Annotated in this window: 10 protein-coding genes; 1 reads left to right on the forward strand and 9 read right to left on the reverse strand. The window is 74.2% G+C overall.

Annotation, left to right across the window (positions count from 1 at the left end):
- The 7 genes from D7W79_RS32820 to D7W79_RS32850 form a co-directional block, all read right to left on the reverse strand.
- On the reverse strand, positions 1 to 709 hold a 709-nt coding region (locus tag D7W79_RS32820), incomplete at its 3' end, for a response regulator (RefSeq protein WP_147442165.1).
- A 71-nt stretch (positions 710 to 780) separates the two neighbouring features.
- Positions 781 to 1482, reverse strand: coding sequence for a response regulator (locus D7W79_RS32825; RefSeq protein ID WP_120529300.1), 702 nt, complete (start codon positions 1480 to 1482; stop codon positions 781 to 783).
- Positions 1482 to 2681: a sensor histidine kinase gene (locus tag D7W79_RS32830; protein WP_120529301.1), complete on the reverse strand. Its 1200-nt coding sequence runs from the start codon at positions 2679 to 2681 to the stop codon at positions 1482 to 1484. The genes D7W79_RS32825 and D7W79_RS32830 overlap by 1 nt, the downstream gene beginning before the upstream one ends.
- A 27-nt stretch (positions 2682 to 2708) precedes the next feature.
- On the reverse strand, positions 2709 to 4100 hold the full coding sequence (locus tag D7W79_RS32835) for a sigma-54-dependent transcriptional regulator (RefSeq protein WP_120529302.1): 1392 nt from the start codon (positions 4098 to 4100) through the stop codon (positions 2709 to 2711).
- 74 nt (positions 4101 to 4174) lie between these two features.
- Entirely contained in the window at positions 4175 to 4489 is a 315-nt protein-coding gene (locus D7W79_RS32840; RefSeq protein WP_120529306.1) for a TraR/DksA family transcriptional regulator, read from the reverse strand.
- A gap of 82 nt (positions 4490 to 4571) precedes the next feature.
- Entirely contained in the window at positions 4572 to 5645 is a 1074-nt protein-coding gene (locus D7W79_RS32845; protein ID WP_208729899.1) for a hypothetical protein, read from the reverse strand.
- On the reverse strand, positions 5615 to 5893 hold the full coding sequence (locus tag D7W79_RS32850; RefSeq protein WP_120529304.1) for a hypothetical protein: 279 nt from the start codon (positions 5891 to 5893) through the stop codon (positions 5615 to 5617). Before D7W79_RS32850 ends, D7W79_RS32845 begins: the two co-directional genes overlap by 31 nt.
- Positions 5894 to 6101: 208 nt before the next feature.
- On the opposite strand from D7W79_RS32850, the gene D7W79_RS32855 reads away from it, so the two are divergent.
- Positions 6102 to 7118: a 2-hydroxyacid dehydrogenase gene (locus D7W79_RS32855; RefSeq protein WP_120529305.1), complete on the forward strand. Its 1017-nt coding sequence runs from the start codon at positions 6102 to 6104 to the stop codon at positions 7116 to 7118.
- 28 nt (positions 7119 to 7146) lie between these two features.
- On the opposite strand, the gene D7W79_RS32860 is transcribed toward D7W79_RS32855, so the two are convergent.
- Positions 7147 to 8571: an MBL fold metallo-hydrolase RNA specificity domain-containing protein gene (locus D7W79_RS32860; RefSeq protein WP_244222100.1), complete on the reverse strand. Its 1425-nt coding sequence runs from the start codon at positions 8569 to 8571 to the stop codon at positions 7147 to 7149.
- Positions 8562 to 9541: HAD-IC family P-type ATPase (locus tag D7W79_RS32865; protein WP_147442164.1), on the reverse strand; the 980-nt coding region annotated here is incomplete at its 5' end. The genes D7W79_RS32865 and D7W79_RS32860, both read right to left, overlap by 10 nt.

Raw genomic sequence — 9541 nt, forward strand, 5'->3', positions numbered from 1 at the left:
CCCCCCACACCTCCAGCCCCTCCAGCGGCTCCACCTCCAGCGCCACACCGCGCTGCTCGGCCTGCCAGGCCAGCAGGCCGCCCACCCGCTCGAACAGCGGCGCCACCGCCACGGCGGCCGACCTGAACTCGCGCGGGCGGGCGAACTGGAGGAAGTCCTCGAGGATGTGATCCAGGCGGCGGATCTCATCGCGCACCAGCAGGAGCGGCTCCAGCAGCGGCCCCTGCGCGGCCTCCTCCAGCCTGCGCACCCGGCGCTCCAGGACGGTGAGCTGCAGGACGGCGGCGTTGAGGGGGTTGCGGATTTCGTGCGTCAGCCCCGCGGTCAGCGTGCCCACCGCGGCCAGCTTCTCCGTCACCTGCGCCCGCCGGGCCAGCACCTGCTTCTCGCGGTGCAGCCGCACCTGGCGCAGCGCCTGCTCCAGCGTCACCAGCAGCTCCGGCGTGGCGCAGGGCTTGAGCAGGTACGCGCACGCGCCCGCGTGCACCGCGGCCACCGCCGCCTCCAGCATGCCCAGGCCGGTGAGCAGCACCACCTCGCCGTCCGGCACCAGCGCCTTGAGCTGGGGGACCAGCCGCGTCCCCTCGCCGTCCGGCAGCCGGATGTCCACCAGCGCCACGTCGAAGCCCGACGGTGCCCGCTCCAGCGCCCCCGCGCAGCTCGTCGCGCTGGAGACCGCGTAGCCCTGGTCCTCCAGCAGCTCCTTCATGTTGTCCAGGAACGCCGGGTTGTCATCCACCACCAGCACCCGGGGCCGCTCCCCCGCGCCTCCCGGCGCCGTCACGCGCTGCCTCCATGCACCTGTTCCAGCGCGGCGAGCAGCGCCCCGGTGTCGAAGGGCTTGCGGACGCACCGGCCCTCGAAGTCCCCGGGCAGGGCCTCCGGGAAGGCCGTGACGACGAAGGGGGTGGCGGACGGGAAGCGCTCCCGCACGCGGCGCAGCGCCTCGCCGTCGGGGCCGCCCGGCACGCGCAGGTCCACGAGCGCGGCGAAGGGGCGCACGGGCTTGAGCCCCGCGACGTCCGGCACCGAGCGCGCCACCACGGCCGTGAAGCCGCGCTCGCGCAACACCTCCGTGAGGTTGTCCGCGAGGCTCGCGTCGTCCTCCACCAGCACGACGAGCCCGTCGCGGCGGGCCCGCGTGAGCAGCTCCACCAGCGCGGGCACCGGCACCGGCTTGGGCAGCACCGCGAGCACGCCCTCCGCGTGCGCGCGCGCGAGCTCGGCCTCCCCCGGATGCGCCGTGACGACGATGGCCGCGAGCCCCGGGTCCCGCTGGCGCAGGTGGTGCACCAGCGCGGCGCCGCTCATCCCGGCCATGCGCATGTCGGTGATGAGCACGTCGTAGCGCTCGGCGCGCGCGGCCTGGAGCGCGGCCTCGCCGCAGTCCACCACGGTGGTCTCGTGGCCCGCGTCCTCCAGGATCTCCGCCAGGTTCTCCGCGAAGGCCCGGTTGTCATCCACCACCAGGAAGCGGCCCATCAGGAAGGCTCCTGCGTCAGGGGAAGCTCCACCACGAAGCGCGCCCCTCCCGGGCCGCCTCCGGTGGGAGCGTAGCCAATCCCACCGCCATGCCGTTCGAGGATGCGCCGCACCAGCGCCAGGCCCAGCCCCAGCCCGCGCGCCTTCGTGGTCATCAGCGGTTCGAAGACGCGCGCGCGGATGGCCGGGTCCAGGCCCGGGCCGCTGTCCTCCAGCACCAGCCGGACGCGCCGCGCTCCGTCCTCCGGGACCTCCGCCGTCAGCCGCACCTCGCCCTCGTGCTCGCCCAGCGCCTGCACCGCGTTCTGCAGCAGGTTCACGAAGACCTGCCGCAGCTGGACGGCGTCCCCTTCCAGGACGGGCAGGGCCTCCAGCCCCTGCGCGTGCACGCGCACGTGCCCGGGCGGCGGGACGGACTCCAGCGCGGAGGCCCAGACCTCCGCCAGCCGCAGCGGCGCGCGGACGAGCGGGCGGGAGCGGATCATGTCCAGCAGGCTGGTGACGATGTGGTTGGCGACCTCCACCTGCTCGCCGATGCGGTCCAGGTGCTTGGTCACGCGCGCGTCCTCCGCCGCGGCGGGGCGGCCCTTGAGGATGAAGAGCGAGGTCTCGATGACGCCCAGGGGGTTGCGCAGCTCGTGGCCGATGGAGCCCACGAGCTGCCCGAAGGTCGCCAGCCGCTCGGCCCGGGCCGCCTGGGCCAGCAGGTCCTCGCGGTAGGTGTGCAGCATGATGGCCAGCTCCAGGTCCAGGATCTTCCCCAGCGCCCGGCCCAGGCGCGCGGCCCGGGCAGGAGCGTCGCGCAGCGCCTCCTCCAGCACCGCCGACAGCTCCTGGCGCAGCAGGTTCATGGCGCCGAACATGTAGTGCTGCGGAAGGTGGATGCGCACGTGCACCCGCCCGATGCGGCAGCGGCGCTCGAAGTACGCCGCGTCCCACGGCCCCAGCAGCAGCGACCCCATCCAGTCATGCAGGGTCACCTTGAGGTGGCCCACCTGGCTCTCGCCCCCCTCCAGCGCCTTGCGCGCCTCCGGGTGCTCCAGGATGCGCCGGTAGAAGACGTCCGCGATGCGCTCGAAGTGCGCGCAGGCGATGGGGTGCAGCTCGCGCAGGGCCTCTCCGTCGTCGGAGGAGAAGCCCACGTAGCGCTGGAGCTCCTCCAGGACGTTGTCCGACGCGCCTCCGGGTGTTGCTTCCATGGTGATTCCCTTCCTTGCGCGCGTGGCCTACGAGGCAGGGGCCGGGTCCTCGTCCGGGCCGGTGCCACCGCCGCCGTACTCCTTGAGCTTGTACTGGATCTTCCGCACGCTGATGCCCAGCACCTCCGCGGCGCGCGTGGTGGAGCCCTGCACCATCTCCAGGGTGCGCAGGATGGCCTCCCGTTCAATGGTGGCGAGCGTCGCGCCGGGGATGAGCCGCTCGACGGCCCCGGCGCTGGGGCGGGGGCCGCGCAGCACCGGCGGCAGGTCGTCCGCCGTGAGCTCCTCGCCCCGCGCGAGCACCACGGCGCGCTCCACCGCGTTCTCCAGCTCGCGGATGTTGCCCGGCCAGTCGTGGCTCATCAGCGCCTCCAGGGTGCCGGGCGCCAGCCCCTTCACGGCCTTGCCGTGGAGCGCGTTGCAGCGCTCCAGGAAGTGGCTCACCAGCGCGGGGATGTCCGCCTTGCGCCGGCGCAGGGGCGGCAGCGTCACCGCCACCACGTTGAGCCGGTAGTAGAGGTCCTCGCGGAAGCGGCCCGCCTTCACCTCCGCCTCCAGGTCGCGGTGGGTGGCCGCCACGATGCGCACGTCCACCTTCAGCGTCTGCGTGCCGCCCACGCGCTCGAACTCGCGGCCCTGCAGCACGCGCAGCAGCTTCACCTGCACGGCCGGGGAGATCTCTCCAATCTCGTCCAGGAACAGGGTGCCGCCGTCCGCCAGCTCGAAGCGGCCCTCCTTGCGCGCGAGGGCGCCGGTGAAGGCCCCCCGCTCGTGGCCGAACAGCTCGCTCTCCAGCAGGCCCTCGCTGAGCGCCGCGCAGTGCACCTTCACGAAGGGGCGCGCCTTGCGCGGGCTGAGTTCGTGCAGCGCCTGGGCCACCAGCTCCTTGCCCGTGCCGCTCTCCCCCAGGATGAGCACGGTGGCCCGCGTGGGCGCCGCCTGCTGGATGAGGGCGTAGACCCCCTGGAGCTCCGGCGCGTCCCCGATGATGTTGCCCACCCGGAAGCGCTCCGCCACGCGCTCGCGCAGCTGGCGGGTCTCCTGCTTCAGCCGGCGCGTCTCCAGCGCCTTGCCCAGCACGACGAGCACGGCGTTCAGGTCCAGCGGCTTGGTGAGGTAGCTCTCCGCGCCCATGCGCATGGCCTCCACCGCCGCCTCCACCGTGCCGAACGCCGTCATCATCACGAAGGCCGCGTCGTTGCCGGCCTCCTTCGCGCGGCGCAGCAGCGTGAGCCCGTCCATGCGCGGCATCCGCACGTCCGTGAGCACCAGCGCGGGCGAGAAGTCGTCGAGCGCGGCGAGCGCCTCCGCGCCGTCCGCGGCCTCCCGTACCTCGTACCCCTCCTCGCCCAGGAGGGTCACCAGGGCGCGCCGCGCGTTCGCCTCGTCGTCCACGACCAGGATGCGTTCTGGAGCCATGCCCCTGCTTACCAGACACGGGCCGGGGTGCAGGAGGGTGTCTGGCCAGGCCTGCAGGGAAGGGCCCGGGGGCGTCATCCGCTCGCATCCCGGGCCCGCGTGTCCGCGCACGCCAGGCAGCAGCGCGCCTCTGGGACGGCCAGCAGCCGCTGACGACCGATGGCGCCGCCGCACTGCTCGCACCCCCCGAAGCGCCCCTGCGCGATGCGCTCGAGCGCCGCCTCCACCTCCTCCAGCTCATGCGGTGGTAAGCACGCTCCGCGCGCGGGCGGGCATCCGTCCCCTCCACCGCCAGCCCCGGGACGGGTGTCCGCGCGCGCCGCACGCAGCGCGCTCCGGCGGGACAACAGCATCTGCCGCGCCCGGGTCGTCATGGGGTCCGCATGCATGGCGTCCTCCGGTCCGGGCTGGCGACGCGGCCCGTGGGTCCCAGCGACTGTCGTGTCTTCACGTTCCACGTCCATGAGGGCTTCAGGCGGCAGGAGGGAGTGAGAGGGGGACGGCGCGCTTGCGGCGCGCCTCGAGCACGCCCGGCACCGCGAGCACCGCGACGGCCACCGTCACCAGCCCGGCGCCGGCCAGCTCGCGGACGCTCACGCCGGGGAGGCCCAGCCACAGCGAGAGCACGAGCGTCGCGCCCACGCCCGCGAAGACGCTGGAGGCGCGGTTGATGGGCACGGTGAAGGTGTTCTCCCGCGCATCCAGCAGCACCAGCCCGCCGAAGATGCCGCTGCCCTGGGAGAAGAGCCCCACGGCCAGCTCCACGGGCAGCGTGGGCCGCGTGAACATCCCGGTGAAGCCCTCGCGCAGCTGGGCCGCCGCGCCCCCCACGCCCGAAGAGGCCCACAGCGCGAGCAGGACGACGAGCGCGGGCGCGGCCACCATCTGCTCCTCCACGAAGTAGCGCTCGCGCGCGCCGGGCACGTGGTTCTTCGCCAGCCGGCTCATGAAGCGCAGGCGCACGAAGTAGCTGACGACGTACACCGCCCAGTCCAGCGCGGCCACCCAGGCGAGGCGGAGCTCCGTGCCCGGCCCCGTGGCGACGAGCAGCGCCGCGAGGCTCACGCCCAGCGCCACGCGCGAGGGCCACGCGACGTGCCGGCCGCTCACCGCGTCCACCAGCGGCGCGAGCACCAGCACGCCGCCGCGCATCAGCAGCATCATGAAGACGATGGAGGTGCCGTCGAAGGTGTACGCCAGCGTGGTGGTGGCGATGATGCCCGTGGTGCACAGGCCCGACAGGAAGGTCCACCGCCCGGGCCAGGGCAGGACCACCGGCCCCACGCGCAGACGCCCCGCGTGCTGGAAGGCGCCGCTCCACGCCAGGTAGGCGAACATCCCCACCAGCGTGGCCAGCGCCGTGGACGGCAGCAGCACGAAGCCCGGCAGCCCCGCGCTCATGCCCGGCAGGGCGCCCAGGCTCAGCGCCTTCGTCAGCGCGCTGTAGGGCAGGTAGCAGGCGAAGTAGCCCAGCGCGAACCACCCGATGGAGACGGGGGCCTTCGGGGGCGGGCTCATCGTCCACGCGCCGCGTGACAGGAGCACCGGGGCAGGCTGGCCGGCGGAGGGAGTGGCGCCAGCTCGCGCTCCACCACCGCCAGGGCCCGTGCCTCGCGCGCATCCAGCGCGTCGAGCATCTGCGTCTCCTCCCGGGCCACGGCGCGGTCCACCCACGCGGGAGCCCCGGCGCCCATGACCTCGCGCAGCAGGTGCCGGTGCTGGAGCCTGAGCTCCAGCAGCGTCCGCCACCGCTTGCGCAGCCGCCTGCACTCCTCGTCACGCGTGGCATCCATGGAACATCCTCCGGGCCCTGCGGCCCCTGCCCGCCTCGCACTTCAGGATGCATGCCAGGGCCGTCGCAAGGCCGGGCCGGACGCGTCCCCGCAGGAATTGCGCGGCACCGCGTGCACTCCGCAACGCTTGCGCCCGCGCGGCACTCCGGGCCGGTGTCATCGCCGCGCACGGCGGATGCAAAGTGCGGGACGGAAGGAAACCACGTCCATGCGCATCGCCTTCTTCGACACCCACCGCTTCGACCGCACCGCCTTCGAGGCGGCCAACGCCGCGTTCGGCCACGCCCTCACCTGGTTCGAGCCCCGCCTGACGTCCCAGACGGTGGGGCTGGCCGCGGGCTTCCCCGCGGTGTGCTCCTTCGTGAACGACCGGCTGGACGGCCCGTGTCTCCAGGCGCTGGCGGCGGGGGGCACGCGGCTGGTGGCACTGCGCTCGGCGGGCTTCAACCACGTGGACCTGGAGGCCGCCGGCCGGCTGGGGCTGGCCGTCGTCCGCGTGCCGGAGTACTCGCCGCAGGCCGTGGCCGAGCACACCGCCGCGCTCGTGCTCGCGCTCAACCGCAAGGTGCACCGCGCCTATGCGCGGGTGCGCGAGTGGAACTTCTCGCTGGACGGGCTGGTGGGGTTCGACCTGCACGGCAGGACGGTGGCGCTGGTGGGGCTGGGGCGCATCGGCCGCGCCACCGCCCGCATCTTCCACGGCTTCAGCTGCCGGCTGCTCGCGGTGGATCCCCAGCTGTCCGAAGGCGACGCGAAGGCGCTGGGAGTGGAGCCCGTGACGCTGGAGGACGCGCTGGCCCGCGCGGACATCGTCTCGCTGCACGTGCCCCTCACCCCCGCCACGCGCCACCTCATCGACGCGGCGGCGCTCGCGCGGATGAAGCCCGGGGCCATGCTCATCAACACCGGGCGCGGGGCGCTCATCGACAGCCATGCCCTGCTGGACGCGCTCAAGTCCGGCCACCTGGGCGCGGCGGGCCTGGACGTGTACGAGGAGGAGGAGGGCATCTTCTTCCAGGACCTCTCCGGCCAGGTGCTCCAGGACGACGTGCTCGCGCGCCTGCTGACGTTCCCCAACGTGCTCGTCACCGCGCACCAGGGCTTCCTCACCCGCGAGGCGCTGGACGCCATCGCCCGGACCACGCTGGAGAGCGTGACGCGGTTCGAGCGGGGCGAGCCCCCGGGGGTGACGGAGGTCCGGGCCGAGCAGGTGCTCCCGCGCTGAAGGCCCGGCCGCCCGCGTGGGGCGGGGCCTACTCCAGCGTCACGCGCTCGCCGTCGCGCGCCACCCGCACGTGCCAGCCCATGCGCTCGCGGAGGGTCGCCGCCAGCGCCTCGCTGGCGCCGGGCTCCCCGTGGACGAGCCAGGTCTCGCGCGGCGGGCGCGGGAACGTGCGCAGCCAGGCGAGCAGCTCCTCCCGGTCCGCGTGCGCCGACAGGCCGTCCACCGTCTCCACCCGCGCCCGCACGGGGACGTCCTCGCCGTGGATGCGCAGCCGGGCCGCGCCGTCCTGGAGCGCGCGCCCCCGGGTGCCCGCGGCCTGGTAGCCCGCGAGAACCACGGTGTTGCGCGCGTCCGGCAGCAGGTGCTTCAGGTGGTGCAGCACCCGGCCGCCCGTGGCCATGCCGCTGCCCGCGAGGATGACCCGGGCGTCCGTCCTCGACAGCAGCGCCCGGGACGCCTCGGCGGTGCGCACCCAGTGGCGCTCCGAGGCGCACAGCGGGCAGCGCGCCTGGAAGGTGAGCCGCCGCATGTCCACGTCATGGTCCTCCGGGTGGCGGCAGTAGAGCTCCGTCACGTCCTGCGCCATGGGGCTGTCCAGGAACACGGAGACGCGCGGCAGGCGCTGCTCGTCCCGCAGGCGGTGCAGCGTCCAGAGCAGCTCCTGCGCGCGCCCCACCGCGAAGACGGGGATGACCACCGCGCCGCCCTGGTGGACGGTACGCGTGATGATGCGCGCCAGCTGCTCCTCCGGCCAGGCCGCGTGCACGCGGTCGCCGTAGGTGGACTCCAGCAGCAGCACGTCCGCCCCGGGCACGGGCTCCGGGTCGCGCAGGATGGGACGGCCCGGGCGGCCCAGGTCCCCGGAGAAGACCAGGTGGCGCGCGGCGTCCCCCTGCCCCCAGGCCACGTCCACCGTGGCCGAGCCGAGGATGTGGCCCGCGCGCCGGAAGGTCACCTCCAGCCCCTCCCCCGCCGTGAAGGGCGTGCCGTAGGGGTGCGTGCGCACGAGCGTGAGCGCGCGCCGCGCGTCCTCCACCGTGTAGAGCGGCAGCGCGGGCTGGTGCTTCGAGTAGCCGTGGCGGTTGGCCCGCTCCGCGTCCTCCTCCTGGAGGTGCGCGGAGTCGAGCAGGAGCGGCCCGAGCAGGTCCGCCGTGCCCGGCGTGCAGTGGACGGGGCCGCGGAACCCGCCCCGCGCCAGCAGCGGCAGGTAGCCGGAGTGGTCCAGGTGGGCGTGGCTGAGGACCACGGCGTCCAGCGTCACCGGGTCGAACGGCGGCGGCTCCCAGTTGCGCTGGCGCAGGGCCTTGAGCCCCTGGAACAGGCCGCAGTCGAGCAGCACGCGGCACTTCTCGCGGCCCTCCCGCTCCAGCAGGAACCGGGAGCCGGTGACGGTGCCCGCCGCCCCCAGGAACCGCAGCGAGACCGTGGACGCTTCCTCTTCCATCACGTGCATGCCCTGCTCCTTCGCGTCAGGCCGCGCGCCACCAGCTTGCGCAGCTCCAGCACACTCACCGGGATGAGCCCCAGGCCCAGCGCGAGCGCGAGGTGCGCGGCGTCCAGTGGAACGAGCGAGAAGAACGCGGCGAGCATGGGCACCTCCGGCAGGGCGACCTGGAGCGCCAGCGTGCCGGCGACCACCCCCAGCAGCGGCCAGTTGCTGAACGACCCGACCTCCCAGTGGATCATCCCGGCGCTGCGCGCGGCGAAGGCCCTCAGCACCTGGCAGAACACCAGCACGGTGAACGTCAGGGTGCGCGCCTCCTCCAGGGACATGCGCTGGAGCGCCCAGAGGAAGGTGCCCAGCGTGACGCTCGCATCCAGCAGGCCCGTGGCCAGCACCGCCGCCCACTCGCGCCGTCCCAGCATGGGCTCCTCGGGGCGCCGGGGTGGCCGCCGCATGACGTCCGGCGGAGCGGGGTCCATGACCAGCGCCAGCGCCGGCAGCCCGTCCGTGACGAGGTTCACCCAGAGCAGGTGCAGGGGCAGCAGCGGCAGGGGTAGACCCAGGAGCGACGCGCCAAGCATCAGCACCAGCTCTCCGCCGTTGCCGGCCAGCAGGTAGACGAGCGTCTTGCGGATGTTCTCGTAGATGCCGCGCCCCTCGCGCACGGCCGCCACGATGCTCGCGAAGTTGTCGTCCGTGAGGATGAGGTCGGACGCCTCGCGGGTGACCTCCGCGCCGGTGCGGCCCATGGCGATGCCGATGTGCGCCTCGCGCAGGGCCGGCGCGTCGTTCACGCCGTCCCCCGTCATGGCGACCACCTCCCCGCGCGCCTTCCACCCGCGCACGATGCGCAGCTTCTCCTCCGCCGTCGCCCGCGCGTGCACGGTGCCCTCCGGAGCCTCGCCCTCGCGCAGCAGGCCCAGCTCCTTCGCGATAGCCAGGGCCGTGGCGGGGTGGTCGCCGGTGATCATCACCGTGC

This window comes from Corallococcus exercitus, from assembly GCF_003611585.1.
Lineage (GTDB): Bacteria > Myxococcota > Myxococcia > Myxococcales > Myxococcaceae > Corallococcus > Corallococcus exercitus.

Excerpts from the sequence above, each read along its gene's own strand:
- D7W79_RS32825 (WP_120529300.1), bottom strand. The coding sequence starts at position 1,482 with ATGGGCCGCTTCCTGGTGGTGGATGACAACCGGGCCTTCGCGGAGAAC.
- D7W79_RS32830 (WP_120529301.1), bottom strand. The coding sequence starts at position 2,681 with ATGGAAGCAACACCCGGAGGCGCGTCGGACAACGTCCTGGAGGAGCTC.
- D7W79_RS32835 (WP_120529302.1), bottom strand. The coding sequence starts at position 4,100 with ATGGCTCCAGAACGCATCCTGGTCGTGGACGACGAGGCGAACGCGCGG.
- D7W79_RS32840 (WP_120529306.1), bottom strand. The coding sequence starts at position 4,489 with ATGCATGCGGACCCCATGACGACCCGGGCGCGGCAGATGCTGTTGTCC.
- D7W79_RS32850 (WP_120529304.1), bottom strand. The coding sequence starts at position 5,893 with ATGGATGCCACGCGTGACGAGGAGTGCAGGCGGCTGCGCAAGCGGTGG.
- D7W79_RS32855 (WP_120529305.1), top strand. The coding sequence starts at position 6,102 with ATGCGCATCGCCTTCTTCGACACCCACCGCTTCGACCGCACCGCCTTC.
- D7W79_RS32860 (WP_244222100.1), bottom strand. The coding sequence starts at position 8,571 with ATGCACGTGATGGAAGAGGAAGCGTCCACGGTCTCGCTGCGGTTCCTG.